A 16,389-nucleotide genomic window follows, 5' to 3' on the forward strand; every position below is an offset into this window, starting at 1 on the left:
ATGAGCCAGGCGGCACAGAACCTGAACTGGTTGATCACGAACTTCGTGGACAACACCCCCGGGGTGTCCCACACGGTGGTGGTCTCCGCCGACGGCCTCCTTCTGGCCATGTCGGAAGGCTTCCCGCGCGACCGCGCCGACCAGCTGTCGGCCGTGGCCTCCGGGTTGACCTCACTGACCGCCGGGGCCTCCCGCATCTTCGAGGGCGGCGCCGTCAACCAGACGGTCGTGGAGATGGACCGCGGGTTCCTCTTCCTGATGTCGGTGTCCGACGGATCGTCCCTCGCGGTGCTCGCGCACCCCGAGTGCGACATCGGCCTGGTGGGTTACGAGATGGCCCTCCTCGTGGACCGAGCGGGCAGTGTCCTCACCCCGGACCTGCGCGCGGAGCTGCAGGGCAGTCTTCTCAACTAGCAAACAGGCAGTGCGTTTCGCGCCATCGCACCATAGGGTGCGGTGGCGCGGTTCCACAGGGAGTACTGCGTTCTTGGAGTCGGAGGAGGAAACGTGACAACACCCCACGGAGGACATCCTTATGGCGGCGCGCAGCAGCCGCAGGGTGGGCACGACCAGAACCGCTTCAACTTCCCTTCCTCCCCCAGCCGGCCCGCGCCGGAGCACCAGCCCTACCCGCAGCAGCCCTACGGCATGCCCTCGCAGGCTCCGCAGCGGCAGCAGCCGTACACGCCACCGCAGCAGCACCAGCAGCCGCAGCGGCCTTCACAGCCGCCGGCCCCCAAGGCGCACAACCCGCTGGTGCGTCCGTACGCCATGACCGGCGGCCGGACCCGGCCCCGCTACCAGCTCGCCATCGAGGCACTGGTCAGCACCACGGCCGATCCCACGCGCTTGCAAGGGCAGTTGCCCGAGCACCAGCGCATCTGCCGGCTCTGCATCGAGATCAAGTCGGTCGCCGAGATCTCGGCTCTCCTCTCCATCCCCCTCGGCGTCGCCCGAATCCTCGTCGCCGACCTGGCGGAGGCGGGCCTTGTCGCCATCCATCAGCCCGGCGGGGACGAATCCGCCGGCGGTCAGCCAGACGTGACACTGCTCGAAAGGGTGCTCAGTGGACTTCGCAAGCTCTAGCGGCGGTGGCGGAGCGACACGCTCCACCACTTCCGCGAAGATCGTGGTGGCGGGTGGCTTCGGCGTGGGCAAGACCACGTTCGTGGGTGCCGTCTCCGAGATCAACCCGCTGCGCACCGAAGCCGTGATGACATCCGCTTCCGCGGGGATCGACGATCTCACCCACACCGGGGACAAGACGACCACGACGGTCGCCATGGACTTCGGCCGCATCACCCTGGACCAGGACCTGATCCTGTACCTCTTCGGTACGCCGGGCCAGGACCGCTTCTGGTTCATGTGGGACGACCTCGTACGCGGCGCCATCGGCGCCGTCGTGCTCGTCGACACCCGCCGTCTCGCCGACTGCTTCCCCGCGGTCGACTACTTCGAGAACAGCGGCCTCCCCTTCGTCATCGCCCTGAACGGCTTCGACGGACACCAGCCGTACACCCCCGAAGAGGTCCGCGAGGCGCTGCAGATCGGGCCCGACGCGCCGATCATCACGACCGACGCCCGCCACCGCGCCGACGCCAAGAGTGCCCTGATCACTCTGGTCGAGCACGCGCTGATGGCCCGCCTGCGCTGAGCGGCCGGACCGCACGCGAAAGCCCCCCTCACTCGAAGGAGTGCGGGGGGCTTTTCACGTGGTCACGGCGCGCGGTGCGCGGGCCGGCCGGGCGGCGGGGCTACGAAGCGGCCTAGCCCTGCCAGCTGTGCGGGGCGCGGAAGCCGGGGGTGCGCTCCAGGCGGCGCCAGCCGGCGGTGGAGCCGGTGCGGTGGGCCGGGCCTGCCTCGGGGGCGGCGGCGGCGCGGGCCAGCAGGATCGCGGTGATCGCGGCCAGCTCCTCGGGCTCGGCGTGGCCCTTTTCGACGCGCAGCACGGTGTCGGCGGTAACGCTCATGCAGGTCTCCTTCACTTCTTACTGCGGCGGGTTGCCGTGCTTGCGGGACGGCAGGTCGGCGTGCTTGTTGCGGAGCATGGCGAGGGCGCTGACGAGGACCTCGCGGGTCTCCGCGGGGTCGATGACGTCGTCGACGAGACCGCGTTCGGCCGCGTAGTACGGGTGCATCAGCTCGGACTTGTACTCCTTGACCATCCGGGCGCGCATCGCCTCGGGGTCTTCGGCGTCCGCGATCTGCTTGCGGAAGATCACGTTGGCGGCGCCCTCGGCGCCCATGACCGCGATCTCGTTGGTCGGCCAGGCGTAGGTGAGGTCGGCGCCGATGGACTGGGAGTCCATCACGATGTACGCGCCGCCGTACGCCTTGCGCAGGATCAGCGAGATCCGCGGGACGGTCGCGTTGCAGTACGCGTACAGCAGCTTCGCGCCGTGGCGGATGATCCCGCCGTGCTCCTGGTCGACGCCCGGCAGGAAGCCGGGGACGTCCAGCAGCGTGATGATCGGAATGTTGAACGCGTCGCACAGCTGGACGAACCGGGCCGCCTTCTCGGAGGCGTGGATGTCCAGCACGCCCGCCAGATGACCGGGCTGGTTGGCGACGATGCCGACGACCTGCCCGTCCATCCGGGCCAGCGCACAGATGATGTTGCGGGCCCAGCGCTCGTGGATCTCCAGGACGTCGCCCTCGTCGACGAGTTCCTCGATGACCTTGATCATGTCGTACGGGCGGTTGCCGTCCGCGGGCACCAGGTCCAGCAGGACGTCCGAGCGGCGGTCGGCCGGATCGGCGCTCTCGTGGACCGGGGGGTTCTCCCGGTTGTTGGAGGGCAGCATCGAGATCAGGTAGCGGACCTCGGAGATGCAGGTCTCCTCGTCGTCGTACGCGAAGTGCGCGACGCCCGAGGTTTCGGCGTGCACGTCCGCGCCGCCGAGTCCGTTCTGGGTGATCTCCTCGCCGGTCACCGCGCGGACCACGTCGGGGCCGGTGATGAACATCTGCGAGGTGTCGCGGACCATGAACACGAAGTCCGTCAGCGCCGGGGAGTAGGCGGCGCCGCCCGCGCACGGGCCGAGCATCACGGAGATCTGCGGGATGACGCCCGAGGCGCGGGTGTTGCGCTGGAAGATGCCGCCGTAGCCGGCGAGCGCCGAGACGCCCTCCTGGATACGGGCGCCCGCGCCGTCGTTCAGCGACACCAGCGGAGCGCCCGCGGCGATCGCCATGTCCATGATCTTGTGGATCTTCGTCGCGTGGGCCTCGCCCAGGGCGCCGCCGAAGATCCGGAAGTCGTGCGCGTAGACGAAGACCGTCCGGCCCTCGACCGTGCCCCAGCCCGTGATCACACCGTCGGTGTAGGGCTTCTTGGCCTCCAGGCCGAACCCGGTGGCCCGGTGCCGGCGCAGCTGCTCGACCTCCTTGAAGGACCCTTCGTCGAGCAGGAGCGCGATCCGCTCCCGCGCCGTCAGCTTGCCCTTGGCGTGCTGCGCCTCGGTCGCACGGTCACTGGGGCCGCGCCGCGCCTGCTCGCGCAGGGCGTGCAACTCGGCCACACGGCCACGGGTGTCCGTCGGCTCGCTCGAAGTCTGGTCCACAACGGTCATGTACTGACCTTACGAAGCCGACCCCCCAAAACCCTCCGTTGGTTCCGCACAGTCTCCGGCCCGATCCGCTGTGCGGCCCGGACAGAAGGCGCCCGTCATGCGAGGACTCCACCAGCTGGGGCCGTCGTCCGTTGTGGAAATACGACAAAAGAGCGGTGACCGGTGGGCTGGATGTTGAAATTTGAACAGAACGGGTCTACTGTCAATCTCGTTGAAGGTTAAACAACTACTTCGACGCGAAGGGCTCCCGCCGGGGGCCGCGACCAAGGAGCGAGTCATGGGCATCTTCACCCGCCGCAGCGAGAACACCACCGCCACCACCGCCGTCGCCACCCTCGAGGTGGACCCCGCCCTCGCCGCGCTCACCGGTGACTACGTGATCGACCCCGCCCACAGCAGCATCGGCTTCACGGTCCGCCACGCCATGGTGACCAACGTCCGCGGCACCTTCGCCGAGCACGAGGGCGTGCTGCACCTGGACGGCGCGGACCCCAGCCGCTCCACCGCCTCCATCGACGTCACGATCGCCTCCGTCGACACCGGGATCGCCGACCGCGACGGCCACCTGCGCTCCGGAGACTTCTTCGACGCCGAAGCCTTCCCCCTGATGACCTTCCGCTCCACTGCAGCGGCGGCCCTCGGCGGCGACACCTACCGCATCACGGGCGACCTGACGATCAAGGACGTCACGCGGCCGCTCTCCATCGACCTGGAGTTCAACGGCTCCGCCACGGACGTCTACGGCAACGAGCGCGTCGGCTTCGAGGGCTCCGCCACGATCCTGCGCTCCGACTGGGGCCTGACCTGGAACGCCGCCCTGGAGGCCGGTGGCGTGATGGTCAGCGACAAGGTCAAGCTGACCTTCGACATCTCCGCGATCAAGCAGGCCTGATGCCGCGGGCGGCCGGAACCGGCGGCCGGGACTAGAAGTCCCCGCCGCCGAAGCCACCGCCACCGTCGAACCCGCCACCACCGTCGAAGCCGCCGCCTCCCCCGAAGTCTCCCCCGCTGAAGTCGGACGGGTTGAAGTCGGCGCCGGAGACGTCCCCGCCGTCGAAACCGCCTCCCGTGTCGGAGGCGTAGGCGGGACCGGACATCATCATCGAACCGAGCATCGTGCCCATGAGCAGACCGGGCAGCATGCCGCCGCCGAAGTACCCGCCGGCCCAGGGGCCGTAGGCCGGGCCGGCGTCGTAGTACGGACGCGGGCCGTGCTCGGTGTCGACCGTACGGACCGCCGGGTCCCGCCCCTCGCGCAGCCGCACCGCGTCCGCCGCGCAGACCGGGACGGTGCGCGCGGCCCCGCCCGCCGGGGCCCACTCCGCGTCCTCGGTGCCGGGTCCGTGGCGCGGGTCGAAGAAGCACGGCGGGCGGCGCTCGGGCACGGGCCTGCCCTGCCGGCGCGCGTCGAGCGAGGCCAGCGCGAAGCGGCCGTCCTCCAGCGCCTGGGTGACGCCCCGGACCTCCTCGGGATGCCGCACCGAGGCCATGATCTGCTTGGCCCGCTCGTACGAGTCGAGGGCCTGTGCGTAGTCCGTGCGCATGGCGTCGTCGGCGCCGGGCTCGCCCGGGTGGAAGTCGAGCCGGTCCAGCTCCTCGCCGAAGGCCGTGATGTCCTCGTCGACGACCACCGAGAGCCTGCGGATCGCCTCGCGCTCCTCTTCTTCCCGCTTCTTGCGGTTGCGGCGGACCAGGACGTACGCGCCGCCGCCGCCCACCAGCGCCACCGCGCCGAGGCCGATCAGCGCGCCGGACCCGCCCGTGTCACCGGATTCCGAGCCGCCCCAGGAGGCCGGGGCGCGGCCCTTGGTCTGGGACAGGGCCTGGTCGACGAAGGTGTCGAGCTGGGTGGCCGCGTCGACCGGACCGCCCGCCTTGACGGCGTCGGTGAGGTTGCGGACCGCGTTGACCGGCATGACCGTGCGGTCGGCCGCGGCGTTGAAGCCGTCCCCGAGGCGGATCGCGTACAGCCCGGTGATGCCGGTCTCGGTACGGACCGTGCGGAGCACGGTGGCGGCCGGGAACTCGGCGGTGGCGGGCAGCACCGCGACGAACACCGGCTTGCCCGCGTCCCGGATCTTCTTCGCCAGGGCGTCCGCCCGGCCCTGGGGCAGCTGCGCCTCGGCGCGGGGGTCGACGTAGACCGGGCCCTTCTTGAGGGCCTCCGCCACGGCGGCCGGACCGGTGGCCGCGGCGGCCTGGGGCGCGGCCACGAGGGCCGTCGCGGACAGGGCCAGCAGCAGACCGGAGAGCGCGGATATCAGCCTGGTCCTCATGGTCCCGACGGTACCGGAACCGGTCGTTTCCCGTGTGAGCGGGACATAAGGGTCCGGGGGCCCGCTGCAGGGCCCCCGGACCGTCTGCCCCGGCGCCCCGGCCCTACTCCGCCGGTTCCACGCCCGCGCGCAGCAGGCCGTAGGTGTACGCGTCCTCCAGCGCCTGCCAGGACGCCGCGATCACGTTGGTGCCGACGCCCACCGTGGACCACTCGCGGTGTCCGTCGGTCGTGGCGATCAGCACCCGGGTCGTGGAGTCCGTGCCGTGCTTGCCCTCCAGGATGCGGACCTTGTAGTCGGTCAGCTCGAACTTGGCGAGCTGCGGGTAGAAGCGCTCCAGCGCCCCCCGCAGCGCCCGGTCGAGCGCGTTGACCGGGCCGTTGCCCTCGGCGGTGGAGACGATGCGCTCGCCCTTGGCCCACAGCTTCACCGTGGCCTCGTTGGCGTGCGTGCCGTCGGGGCGGTCCTCGACGATCGCGCGCCAGGACTCGGTACGGAAGTACTTGCGCGCCCGGCCCTCGACCTCGGCCCGCAGCAGCAGCTCGAAGGAGGCGTCGGCGGCCTCGAAGGTGTAGCCCGCCAGCTCGCGCTCCTTGACCCGCTCGACCACCCGCGAGATCAGCGCCCGGTCCCCGCCGAGGTCGACCCCCAGCTCCTTGCCCTTCAGCTCGATCGAGGCGCGCCCGGCCATGTCGGAGACCAGCATCCGCATGGTGTTGCCGACGCGCTCGGGGTCGATGTGCTGGTAGAGGTCCGGGTCCACCTTGATCGCCGAGGCGTGCAGGCCGGCCTTGTGCGCGAAGGCCGAGACGCCGACGTACGGCTGGTGCGTCGAGGGGGTGAGGTTCACGACCTCGGCGATGGCGTGGGAGATCCGGGTCATCTCGGCCAGCGCACCGGCGGGCAGCACCGTGCGGCCGTACTTGATCTCCAGCGCGGCCACGACGGGGAAGAGGTTGGCGTTGCCGACGCGCTCGCCGTAGCCGTTGGCCGTGCACTGCACGTGGGTGGCGCCCGCGTCCACGGCGGCGAGGGTGTTGGCGACCGCGCAGCCCGTGTCGTCCTGCGCGTGGATCCCCAGGCGCGCGCCCGTGTCGGCGAGGACGGTGGCGACGACGGCGCTCACCTGGGCGGGCAGCATGCCGCCGTTGGTGTCGCAGAGGATGACCACGTCGGCCCCGGCCTCGTGGGCGGTGCGCACGACCGCCTTGGCGTAGGCGGGGTTGGCGCGGTAGCCGTCGAAGAAGTGCTCGCAGTCCACGAACACTCGCCGGCCCTGCTCGCGCAGGTGGGAGACGGTGTCGCGGACCATGGCGAGGTTCTCGTCCAGGGTGGTGCGCAGCGCCAGCTCGACGTGCCGGTCGTGGGACTTGGCCACCAGGGTCACGACCGGGGCGCCGGACTCCAGCAGGGCGCGGACCTGCGGGTCCGTCGCCGCCGAGCCGCCCGCGCGCCGGGTCGCGCCGAAGGCGACCAGCTGGGCGTGCCGGAAGTCGATCTCGGTGCGGGCGCGGGCGAAGAACTCGGTGTCGCGCGGGTTGGCGCCGGGCCAGCCGCCCTCGATGAAGCCCACGCCGAAGTCGTCCAGGTGCCGGGCGATCGTCAGCTTGTCCGCGACGGTGAGGTTGATGCCCTCGCGCTGCGCGCCGTCGCGCAGGGTGGTGTCGAAGACATGGAAGCCGTCGTCGAGGGGCGCGCTCGCCGCTGTCGCCTCTGTCGTCGTCATGCTGATCTGACTCCTGTCGGATGAGTGGCTCCGGATGTCCGGGATCCACTTGCCCCCATCATCGCGCGCGGTCCGCACCCGGCGGGAATGGTGCCGGGAAACGAAAAAACCCCTCGCGGGTGCGAGAGGTCTGCGCGCGGGTCTGGGGCACGATGCCGCTGCCGCGAAGTTCTTCCACGGGGTCAGCGGTCACGGCGGACCGGCGCGCTGCTGCCGGTAATCATGGGCTGAGCAAGCACGCCCGCAGTCTGCCACACGTCCCGCCCCGCGAGCGGGCCGTCTCAGGATGCGGTCGGCGGCCGCGCGGAGGCCGGGGACAGGAGCGTCTCGTCGAGGAATTCTCCGACGTGCGCCAGGATGCCGGCCCGCTCGGTGCCGGGCAGGCCGACGGCCAGCTGGATGCTGAACCCGTCCAGCAGCGCCCGCAGCCGGGCGCCGAACCGGTCCGGGTCCACCGGCCGGAACTCCCCGCGCGAGATCCCCTCGGCGAGCAGGGCCACCAGGTCGCGGTGCCAGGCACCCTCGATGGCCGCCTGGCGGTCGCGCTCCTCGGGCCCGGCGTTCTGCGAGCGGTTCCAGACCTCCATCCACAGGGTCCAGTGCGGGTCCCGGGCCCCGTCGGGCACGTACAGGTCGACGTACGCCTGGAGCCGCCCGCGGACCGGGCCGCGGCGCGAGAGAAGGGCGCGCCGCTCGTCACCGAGGGCGGCCTCGCTCCACTCCAGGGTCTGCAGGAGCAGTTCGTCCTTGCTGCGGAAGTAGTAGAGGAGGTGCCCGCTGCTCATGCCGACCTGGCGGCCCAGACCGGCCATGGTCAGGCCGTCCAGACCGCGCTCGGCGATCGTGGCCATGGCGGCGACGAGTACGTCCTCGCGCGGCGGCGCGTTCTTCCGCGCGCGTACCCCACCGGCCGCCATGGCACTCCTTGTCGTCCGCCGCAGGTCACACCTTCGGCTGCTGCTGGGTGATGCAGTGGATTCCGCCGCCCCCGGCGAAAATCGTACGCGCGTCTACCAACCGTACGGTCCGCTCGGGGAACAGTCCGCGGAAGATCTCGGCGGCCTCCTCGTCGCGCGGGTCGTCGAAGGAGCACAGCACCACGCCGCCGTTGCAGAGGTAGTGGTTGATGTAGGAGTAGTCGACCCACTCGCCGTCCTCCTCCAGGACGGTCGGCGCGGGGACCTCGACGACCTCCAGCCGGCGGCCCCGGGCGTCGGTCTGGGCGCGCAGCAGAGCCGCGATCAGCTTGCAGCGTTCGTGGTCGGGGTGCGCCGGGTCGGGCTGGGTGTGCACGAGCACCACGCCGGGGCGGGCGAAGGCCGCGACGATGTCCACGTGGCCCTGGGTGCCGTAGGTGCCGTAGTCCCCGGCCAGGCCGTAGGGCAGCCAGATCGCCTTGGTGGTGCCCAGGTGCGCGTGGACCTCCCGCTCGACCTGCTCCCGGGTCCAGCCGGGGTTGCGGCCCGCGCCGAGCTGCACGGTGTCGGTGAGCAGGACCGTACCCTCGCCGTCGACGTGGATCGCGCCGCCCTCGTTGACCAGGGGCGTGCTGTACGTCCGGGTGCCGGCCAGGTCGGAGACGTGGCGCGCGATCTTCGAGTCGTGCTCCCAGCGGGCCCACTCCTGGGCGCCCCAGCCGTTGAACGTCCAGTCCACGGCGGCCAGTTCGCCCGCCTCGCTGGTGACGAAGGTCGGGCCGATGTCCCGCATCCAGGCGTCGTCCAGCTCCCGCTCCACCAGCTCGACGTCGTCACCGACGACCGCGCGGGCGCTGTCGGCGTCACCGGGGGCGACGACCAGCGTCACCGGTTCGAAGCCGCGCACGGCGCGGGCGACGGCACCCCAGGCCGCCCGGGCCTCGGCCAGCTCCTCCTCGGTGGTGAAGGTCGGGTTCGGGCTGGGCCAGGCCATCCAGGTGCGCTCGTGGGGGGCCCACTCGGGGGGCATGCGGAATCCGTCGGCGGCGGGGCTGGCGGGGGTGACGGTCATGGAGGGGTCCTTCCGGGCTGCGGGGCGTGGCGAGCGTCGCGGGGCGGGGCGGGGGAGCGTAGGCGGATCAGAGGAAGTAGAGCCGGTTCAGCGCGACGGAGTCGGCCGCTTCGGAGCGCAGCGGGTCGCCGTCGAGGCTGACGAGCCCGCTGCGCGCGTCCACGTCGACCGCGCCCACCCGGGAGTTGAGGAGGAGGTCCCGGGGGCCGATGCCGCGGGTGCCGCGGACGGCGACCCGGCGCCTGCGAGTGGGCATCGCGTCGCTGCCGAGGGCAGCGGCGGCGGCCGAGACGAAGGCCACGGAGATGTCGGCGGCGGTGGCTCCGTACGCACCGAACTGCGGTCCCAGCACCAGGGGTTCGCAGGTGTCGGTGGCCGCGTTGGGGTCGCCGGTGACCCCGTAGGCGGGGAAGCCGGACTTCAGGACTAGCTGCGGCTTCGCGCCGAAGAACTGCGGGCGCCACAGCACGATGTCGGCGAGCTTGCCGACCTCGATGGAGCCGATCTCGTGGGCCAGGCCGTGGGCGATGGCCGGGTTGATGGTGAGCTTGGCCATGTAGCGCAGGACGCGGGCGTTGTCGTCGCCCTCGCCGTCGCCTTCGAGCGGGCCCAGTTCGCCCTTCATCTTCGCGGCCATGGCGAAGGTGCGGCGGATGGTCTCGCCCGCGCGGCCCATGCCCTGGGCGTCGGAGGAGGTGATGCCGATGGCGCCCAGGTCGTGCAGGACGTCCTCGGCGCCCATGGTGCCCGCCCGGATGCGGTCGCGGGCCATGGCCGCGTCCCCGGGGAGGTCGGGCTTGAGGTCGTGGACGGAGACGATCATGCCGTAGTGCTCGGCGACCGCGTCCCGGCCGAAGGGCAGGGTCGGGTTGGTCGAGGAGCCGATGACGTTCGGGACGCCCGCCATCTTCAGCACGTTGGGGACGTGCCCGCCTCCGCAGCCCTCGATGTGGAAGGCGTGGATGGTGCGCCCGTCCAGGACCCGCAGGGTGTCCTCGACGGAGAGGCACTCGTTGAGGCCGTCGCTGTGCAGGGCGACCTGGACGTCGTGCTCCTCGGCGACCCGCAGGGCGGTGTCCAGGGCGCGGGTGTGCGCGCCCATGTCCTCGTGGACCTTGAAGCCGGACGCGCCGCCCTCGGCGAGGGCCTCGATCAGGGGGGCGTCGTCGGAGGAGGAGCCGCGGGCGAGGAAGCCGATGTTGACGGGCCAGGCGTCGAAGGCGTTGAAGGCGTGCTTCAGCGCCCACGGGGAGTTGACGCCGACGCCCCAGACCGGGCCGAACTCCTGGCCGATGATCGTGGTGACGCCGGCCGCGAGGGAGGCCTCCATGATCCGCGGGGAGAGCAGGTGGACGTGGGTGTCCACGGCTCCGGCGGTGGCGATCATGCCCTCGCCGGAGACGATCGAGGTGCCGGTGCCGACCACGACGTCCACGCCGTCGAGGGTGTCCGGGTTCCCGGCGCGGCCGATCGCGTGGATGCGGCCTTCGCGGATGCCGATGGAGACCTTGCGGATGCCGAGGACGGCGTCGACGACCAGGACGTTGCTGATCACGACGTCGCAGGTCTCGCGGACCGCGGCCGCCTTCAGGTGCAGCCCGTCGCGGGCGGTCTTGCCGAAGCCGGCCAGGAACTCGTCGCCCGGCTTCTGGGAGTCGTGCTCGACCCGCACGGTGAGGCCGCTGTCGCCGAGGCGCACGCGGTCGCCGGCGCGGGGGCCGAAGACGGAGGCGTACTCGTGCGGGTCGATGTGGCGGCTGCCGGGGGCGCAGTGGTCGCTGTGCCGGGTCTGCTTGCTCACGCCTGCTCTCCGTCCGTGAGGTCGGTGGTCTCGCTGCCGAGGTAGCCGCAGGCGGCCGCGCGGCGCAGGGCCTCGGCCTTGGCGCCCGGGGCGTCGAGCGGGCCGTCGACCAGTCCGGCGAAGCCGATGGCGATCCGTGCGCCGCCGATCGGGACCAGTGCGACCTCGGCCTCGCCGCCGGGGTCGAAGCGGACCGAGGAGCCGGCGGGGACGCACAGCCGCATGCCGTAGGCGGCGGCGCGGTCGAAGTCCAGGCGCGGATTCGCCTCGAAGAAGTGGAAGTGGGAGGTGACGCTGACCGGCACGGTGGCGGTGTTGCGCACGTGCAGGTGCAGGGCGGGCTCCGGCTGGGGGGCGCCGGGTCCGGGGACGACCGCCCCCGGGGCGTGATCGCCCAGGCCGACGGCGCCGCGGATCGGGGACGCGACCACCGCGAGGCGGGAGCCGTCGTCGAAGACGGCCTCCACGTGCACCTCGGTGACCACGTCGCTGACGCCGGGCAGCACGTCGTCGGGGCCCAGCACGGAGGCGGCCTCCTCGATGGCCTCGGCCAGCCGCTTGCCGTCGCGCGCGGCCTCGCAGACCGTGTCCGCGATGAGCGCGGTGGCCTCCGGGACGTTGAGCCTGAGGCCGCGGGCCCGCCGGGCCCTGGCCAGTTCCGCAGCGCTGCGGAGCAGCAGCCGGTCGCGCTCCGTAGGGGTCAGCCGCACGCCGATCCACCACCTTTTGCGTCGATGAGTTAGAGCATCACTCTAACTCTTCATTTCGCCGCACTGAAGCATTGACCTGGGACCAAGGCTTAGGTCACATTGAATGTCGCTCAAACTAACCGCATCGCCACCCCCCGCCCTGCCAAGGGAGCTCCCCCATGCCCATCGAACAGCGCGGAGTCGACACCATCCCGGAGGAGGAGCGAACGAGCGGTCCCCGTGACCTGATCTCGATCCTCCTCGGATCCAATCTCTGCCTCGGTGTGATCGTCTTCGGCTGGCTGCCCCCGTCCTTCGGACTGGGTCTGTGGCCGTCGCTCACCGCCATCGTGACCGGCACCGTCGTCGGAATCGCCGTCACCGCGCCGCTGGCCCTGGTCTCCCTGCGGACGGCGACCAACCTGTCCACCTCCAGCGGCGCCCAGTTCGGCGTCCGGGGCCGGCTCGTCGGCTCGGTGGTGGGCCTGCTGCTCTCGCTCGGCTACACCGCCCTGACGCTGTGGATCGGCGGCGACGTGATGGTGGGCGCCCTGTCCCGGCTCACCGGACTGCCCGACACCGGCGTCTCGCGGGCCGCGATGTACGGCGTGCTCGCCGCGTGTACCGTCGTCGGGGCCGTCTTCGGCTACCGGCTCCTGCTGCGCATGAGCAAGATCCTGTCCATCGGCATGGTGGTCCTGCTCGCGATCGGCCTCTTCGCGTACGCCCCCGATTTCACCACCTCCGCCGCGGAGACCTCGTACCTCCTCGGCGGCTTCTGGCCGACCTGGCTGCTCGCCGCCGTCGCCGCCGGGCTCAGCGGTCCCGTCGCCTTCATCACGCTGCTCGGCGACTACACCCGCTACATCTCGCCCCGCAGGCACAGCTCCCCCAAGGTCCTCCGGGCCACCGGTTTCGGCCTGCTGATCGGCCTGCTGATCCCGCAGCTGTTCGGCACCTACACCGCACTCGCCGCCAAGGCCGGGGCCGATGACTACGCCGGGCCGCTCGTCGCCGCCTCGCCCTTCTGGTACCTGGTCCCGCTGCTCGCCGCCGCCGCGGCCGGCTCGGTGGGCAACGCCGGGCTGATGCTGTACTCCATGGGTCTGGACCTCGACGCGATCGTCCCCCGGGCGACCCGCACCAAGGCCACCGTGATCGCCGCCGCCGTCGCCACGGTCTTCGTCTTCGTCGGCTCCTTCGAGTGGAACGTGCAGTCCGCGATGACCTCCTTCGTCCTCGTCCTGACCGCGCTCGGCACCCCGTGGGCCGTGATCACCCTCATCGGCTTCGTCCGCTGCCGCGGGCACTACGACGCCGACGCGCTCCAGGTCTTCAACCGCCGCGCGGTGGGCGGGATCTACTGGTACCGCGCCGGATGGAACCCGGCCGCGACCGCCTCCTGGGTCATCGGCGCGGGGGTCGGGCTGCTCGCCGTGAGCACGCCCTTCTACGAGGGCCCGCTGCTCGCGCTGACCGGCGGCGTCGACTGCTCCTTCATCTTCTCCGGCCTCGCCGGAGGCCTCGTCTACACGGCCCTGACCCTGCGCACGGGGCCCGCGCACGCCCCGGTCACCGCCCCGGCGTCCGCCTCCGCCTCCGCCGAGGAGCCGGCCACCGTCTGAGCGCCCCCGTACGTACGACGGCCCGCGACCTCCCCATCGGGAGGCGCGGGCCGTCGTCGCGTACGGGAAGGGCTAGCCGAGCGGGTGCATCCAGCCGTGGGTGTCGGCGGCGCGGCCGGTCTGGAGGTCCAGGAGCGCCGAGCGGAGCTTCATGGTGACCTCGCCGGGCTCGCCGTTGCCCTGGGTCCAGTCGGCGCGCGCGGACTTGACCGAGCCGACGGGGGTGATGACGGCGGCGGTACCGCAGGCGAAGACCTCGGTGAGGGTGCCGTTCGCGTTGTCGCGCTGCCAGTCCTCGGTGGTGATGCGGCCCTCTTCGGCGGTGTAGCCGAGGTCGCGGGCGATGGTGAGGAGGGAGTCGCGGGTGATGCCCGGAAGGAGCGAACCGGTCAGCTCCGGGGTGACGATGCGCTGCGTTCCGTCCTCCTGCCCGTACACGAAGTACAGGTTCATGCCGCCCATTTCCTCGATCCAGCGGTGCTCGACCGCGTCGAGCCAGACCACCTGGTCGCAGCCGTGCGCGGCCGCCTGGGCCTGGGCGACGAGGGAGGCCGCGTAGTTGCCGCCGGTCTTGGCGTCGCCGGTGCCGCCCTTGACGGCGCGGACGTACTCCTCGGAGAGCCAGACGGAGACCGGCTTGACGCCGCCGGGGAAGTACGCGCCCGCCGGGGAGGCGATGACGATGAAGAGGAACTCGTTCGCCGGGCGGACGCCGAGGCCGACCTCGCTCGCGAACATGAACGGGCGCAGGTACAGGGAGGCTTCGCCGGAGTCCGGCACCCAGGCGCGGTCCTGCTTGATGAGCGCGTCGCACGCCTCGATGAACAGCTCGGTCGGCAGTTCCGGCATCGCCATGCGGCGGGCGGAGCGCTGGAAGCGCTCGGCGTTGGCCTGCGGGCGGAAGGTGGAGACGGTGCCGTCGGGCTGGCGGTAGGCCTTGAGACCCTCGAAGATCGTCTGCGCGTAGTGCAGCGTCATGTTCGCCGGGTCCATCGACAGCGGGGCGTAGGGGACCAGCTCGGCGTCGTGCCAGCCGCGGCCCTCGGTCCACTTGATCGTCACCATGTGATCGGTGAAGTGGCGGCCGAAGCCGGGGCTGGCCAGGATCGCCTCGCGCTCCGCGTCGGACAGGGGGGTCGAGGAGGGCTTCAGCTCGATCGTGGGCGTCGTCATGAGTGCTTGTCCTTCACCGGTTCGTAGGGCGGACCGCGCTCACGGCGTACTAGGACGTCCGAGCTTCCCCGTATTCCGCGGCCTCGCGTTCGATTATCGCGCGCGGGCAGGCTTCGGTGAAACGGGGTGTTTGCGGCCCAGGGGAGATGGTGGCACCCGGGGCCGCACAGGAAAAGCCGCCGGGTGCGGTGTGCCACCCGGCGGCTTCCTGGAAGTGGAGCTGCCGGGTCAGCCGGCTACTCGTGCGGCGAGAGCGTCGCCGATCGCATCCGTGCTGCGGAACGTGCCGTCGCGCTCGGCCAGGTCGGCCGAGACCGCGTCCTCGATGCGGGCGGCCTGGGTCTCGTAGCCCAGGTGGCGCAGCAGGAGGGCGACGGAGAGGATCGTCGCGGTCGGGTCGGCCTTGCCGGTGCCCGCGATGTCCGGGGCCGAGCCGTGGACCGGCTCGAACATGGACGGGAAGGCGCCGGTCGGGTTGATGTTCCCGGAGGCGGCCAGGCCGATCCCGCCGGTGACGGCGGCGGCCAGGTCGGTGAGGATGTCACCGAAGAGGTTGTCCGTGACGATGACGTCGAAGCGCTCGGGCTGGGTGACGAAGAAGATCGTCGCGGCGTCGACGTGCAGGTAGTCGGTGGTGACCTCGGGGTACTCCTTGCCGACCGTGTCGAAGATGTTCTTCCACAGGTGGCCGGCGAAGACGAGGACGTTGTTCTTGTGGACCAGCGTCAGCTTCTTGCGGGGGCGGGCGTTGGCGCGCTCGTAGGCGTCGCGCACCACGCGCTCCACGCCGTACGCCGTGTTGACGCTGACCTCGGTGGCCACCTCGGCGGGCGTGCCGGTGCGCAGCGAACCGCCGTTGCCCGTGTAGGGGCCCTCGGTGCCCTCGCGGACGACGACGAAGTCGATGTCCGGACGGCCCGCCAGCGGGGTCGCGGTGTTGGGGAACAGCTTCGACGGCCGCAGGTTGATGAAGTGGTCGAAGGCGAAGCGGAGCTTCAGCAGCAGCCCGCGTTCCAGGACGCCCGACGGGACCGACGGGTCGCCGATGGCGCCGAGGAGGATCGCGTCGTGCTGCTTGAGGGCCGCGAGGTCCGCCTCCGGGAGGGTCTCCCCGGTGCGGTGCCAGCGCTGGGCGCCGAGGTCGTATTCCTTGGTCTCCAGCTTCACATCCTGGGGCAGGACCGCGGTAAGGACCTTGAGGCCCTGAGCCACGACTTCCTGGCCGATGCCATCACCGGGGATCACTGCGAGATTGATGCTGGTCGCCATGTCGGAACCGTACTCCCTGTCCCAGCCCTCGACATGTCCCGTCCAGCATGCGGACGGGACGTGTCGTGAGCAGCGGTCGGGCGACGGGGTCAGTGACCGGTCGAGCCGCCGTTGTCACGGCGGTCGAGGGCGCGCTGGAGCGCGGCGGCGGCGTTCTTGCGGTCGGCGTCGGCGGGGCGGGAGGCGTGGCGGACGCGGCGGACGGCAGAGGTCTGGGACATGGTGATCGACTCCTTGAGAAGAGAGGGGGTCTCCAAGGCGCCGGAAGG

16 protein-coding genes are annotated in these 16,389 nt (G+C 71.5%); 5 read left to right on the forward strand and 11 right to left on the reverse strand.

The window, feature by feature from the left end:
* From ABZY31_RS21220 to ABZY31_RS21230, 3 genes are all read left to right on the forward strand, one after another.
* A complete protein-coding gene (locus ABZY31_RS21220) occupies positions 1 to 414 on the forward strand; it encodes a roadblock/LC7 domain-containing protein (protein WP_283459842.1) in 414 nt (137 codons plus the stop codon).
* 93 nt (positions 415 to 507) lie between these two features.
* Positions 508 to 1,086, forward strand: a complete 579-nt coding sequence (locus tag ABZY31_RS21225) for a DUF742 domain-containing protein (protein ID WP_356412598.1) — start codon at positions 508 to 510, stop codon at positions 1,084 to 1,086.
* Positions 1,067 to 1,654, forward strand: coding sequence for an ATP/GTP-binding protein (locus ABZY31_RS21230; RefSeq protein ID WP_330332823.1), 588 nt, complete (start codon positions 1,067 to 1,069; stop codon positions 1,652 to 1,654). The genes ABZY31_RS21225 and ABZY31_RS21230 overlap by 20 nt, the downstream gene beginning before the upstream one ends.
* 112 nt (positions 1,655 to 1,766) lie before the next feature.
* Here the strand turns inward: ABZY31_RS21230 and ABZY31_RS21235 are convergent, their stop codons facing one another.
* Entirely contained in the window at positions 1,767 to 1,970 is a 204-nt protein-coding gene (locus ABZY31_RS21235) for an acyl-CoA carboxylase subunit epsilon (protein WP_356412600.1), read from the reverse strand.
* Between the two features lie 18 nt (positions 1,971 to 1,988).
* A complete protein-coding gene (locus ABZY31_RS21240) occupies positions 1,989 to 3,572 on the reverse strand; it encodes an acyl-CoA carboxylase subunit beta (RefSeq protein ID WP_356412602.1) in 1,584 nt (527 codons plus the stop codon).
* A gap of 277 nt (positions 3,573 to 3,849) precedes the next feature.
* Between ABZY31_RS21240 and ABZY31_RS21245 the strand changes: the two genes are divergently transcribed.
* A complete protein-coding gene (locus tag ABZY31_RS21245) occupies positions 3,850 to 4,464 on the forward strand; it encodes a YceI family protein (RefSeq protein WP_356412604.1) in 615 nt (204 codons plus the stop codon).
* Positions 4,465 to 4,495: 31 nt separating this feature from the next.
* On the opposite strand, the gene ABZY31_RS21250 is transcribed toward ABZY31_RS21245, so the two are convergent.
* The 6 genes from ABZY31_RS21250 to ureA form a co-directional block, all read right to left on the reverse strand.
* On the reverse strand, positions 4,496 to 5,848 hold the full coding sequence (locus ABZY31_RS21250) for a hypothetical protein (RefSeq protein ID WP_356412606.1): 1,353 nt from the start codon (positions 5,846 to 5,848) through the stop codon (positions 4,496 to 4,498).
* Positions 5,849 to 5,951: 103 nt separating this feature from the next.
* The gene (gene cimA / locus ABZY31_RS21255; RefSeq protein WP_356412607.1) at positions 5,952 to 7,574 is read right to left on the reverse strand and encodes a citramalate synthase; all 1,623 of its coding nucleotides are present in this window, start codon (positions 7,572 to 7,574) and stop codon (positions 5,952 to 5,954) included.
* 281 nt (positions 7,575 to 7,855) lie between these two features.
* Entirely contained in the window at positions 7,856 to 8,491 is a 636-nt protein-coding gene (locus ABZY31_RS21260; RefSeq protein WP_356412609.1) for a TetR/AcrR family transcriptional regulator, read from the reverse strand.
* A 25-nt stretch (positions 8,492 to 8,516) separates the two neighbouring features.
* Positions 8,517 to 9,563 carry an agmatine deiminase family protein gene (locus tag ABZY31_RS21265; protein ID WP_356412611.1) on the reverse strand — a complete coding sequence of 349 codons (1,047 nt, stop codon included), beginning with the start codon at positions 9,561 to 9,563 and terminating at the stop codon, positions 8,517 to 8,519.
* Between the two features lie 67 nt (positions 9,564 to 9,630).
* Positions 9,631 to 11,364 (reverse strand): urease subunit alpha, encoded by a 1,734-nt coding sequence (locus ABZY31_RS21270; RefSeq protein ID WP_356412612.1) that lies wholly within the window; start codon positions 11,362 to 11,364, stop codon positions 9,631 to 9,633.
* A complete protein-coding gene (gene ureA / locus ABZY31_RS21275) occupies positions 11,361 to 12,074 on the reverse strand; it encodes an urease subunit gamma (RefSeq protein WP_356412614.1) in 714 nt (237 codons plus the stop codon). Before ureA ends, ABZY31_RS21270 begins: the two co-directional genes overlap by 4 nt.
* A 158-nt stretch (positions 12,075 to 12,232) precedes the next feature.
* On the opposite strand from ureA, the gene ABZY31_RS21280 reads away from it, so the two are divergent.
* On the forward strand, positions 12,233 to 13,678 hold the full coding sequence (locus tag ABZY31_RS21280) for a cytosine permease (protein ID WP_356412616.1): 1,446 nt from the start codon (positions 12,233 to 12,235) through the stop codon (positions 13,676 to 13,678).
* Positions 13,679 to 13,750: 72 nt separating this feature from the next.
* Here the strand turns inward: ABZY31_RS21280 and ABZY31_RS21285 are convergent, their stop codons facing one another.
* From ABZY31_RS21285 to ABZY31_RS21295, 3 genes are all read right to left on the reverse strand, one after another.
* Positions 13,751 to 14,851, reverse strand: coding sequence for a branched-chain amino acid aminotransferase (locus ABZY31_RS21285; protein WP_356412617.1), 1,101 nt, complete (start codon positions 14,849 to 14,851; stop codon positions 13,751 to 13,753).
* 228 nt (positions 14,852 to 15,079) lie between these two features.
* Positions 15,080 to 16,120 carry a 3-isopropylmalate dehydrogenase gene (locus ABZY31_RS21290; RefSeq protein ID WP_356412619.1) on the reverse strand — a complete coding sequence of 347 codons (1,041 nt, stop codon included), beginning with the start codon at positions 16,118 to 16,120 and terminating at the stop codon, positions 15,080 to 15,082.
* A gap of 89 nt (positions 16,121 to 16,209) precedes the next feature.
* Positions 16,210 to 16,341, reverse strand: a complete 132-nt coding sequence (locus ABZY31_RS21295; RefSeq protein ID WP_356412621.1) for a hypothetical protein — start codon at positions 16,339 to 16,341, stop codon at positions 16,210 to 16,212.
* Positions 16,342 to 16,389: the final 48 nt, after the last annotated feature.

Origin of the sequence: Streptomyces sp. NPDC006529, from assembly GCF_040611795.1 — a bacterium.
Lineage (GTDB): Bacteria > Actinomycetota > Actinomycetes > Streptomycetales > Streptomycetaceae > Streptomyces.